The 569-nt window shown below is 55.0% G+C and carries 2 rRNA genes; both read left to right on the top strand.

The window, feature by feature from the left end:
* Positions 1-119, top strand: a 16S ribosomal RNA gene (locus ACOQFP_RS04765); the annotation flags it as partial.
* Between the two features lie 352 nt (positions 120-471).
* Positions 472-569, top strand: a 23S ribosomal RNA gene (locus ACOQFP_RS04760); the annotation flags it as partial.

Below are 569 nucleotides of genomic sequence, written 5' to 3'. Positions count from 1 at the left end.
CACCCGAAGCCGGTGGCCTAACCCCTTGTGGGAGGGAGCCGTCGAAGGTGGGATCGGCGATTGGGACGAAGTCGTAACAAGGTAGCCGTACCGGAAGGTGCGGCTGGATCACCTCCTTTCTAAGGAGCCTCTTCGCTGCGATGCACTGCTGAACAGTCAGCAGATGATCGAGCGACAGAAACCGTTTCGGATGCATACGTCATCCGGCGGTGCTCACGGGTGGAACACTGACAACCAACTTTTATTCATTACTGCCGGCCCTGCTGGTGGGAGTAACTGTTATATCGATGCACTGTTGGGTCCTGAGAGAACACGCGAGTGTTTCTTTCATGGCAAGACGTATACAGAATTCAGATGGTGGTCATACCGCATTCTGGTTGTCCTTCGGGGTGATTCGGGGTGGCTGGTGCTGCTGTGAGTCTGGGTTGTGTGTGTTGTTTGAGAATTGCACAGTGGACGCGAGCATCTTTGTTGTAAGTAATGAAGAGCGTACGGTGGATGCCTTGGCACCAGGAGCCGATGAAGGACGTAGGAGGCTGCGATAAGCCTCGGGGAGCTGTCAACCGAGC

This window comes from Rhodococcus sp. MALMAid1271 (assembly GCF_049195265.1).
Classification (GTDB): domain Bacteria; phylum Actinomycetota; class Actinomycetes; order Mycobacteriales; family Mycobacteriaceae; genus Rhodococcoides.
This window is presented reverse-complemented; position numbering and strand designations above follow the sequence as displayed.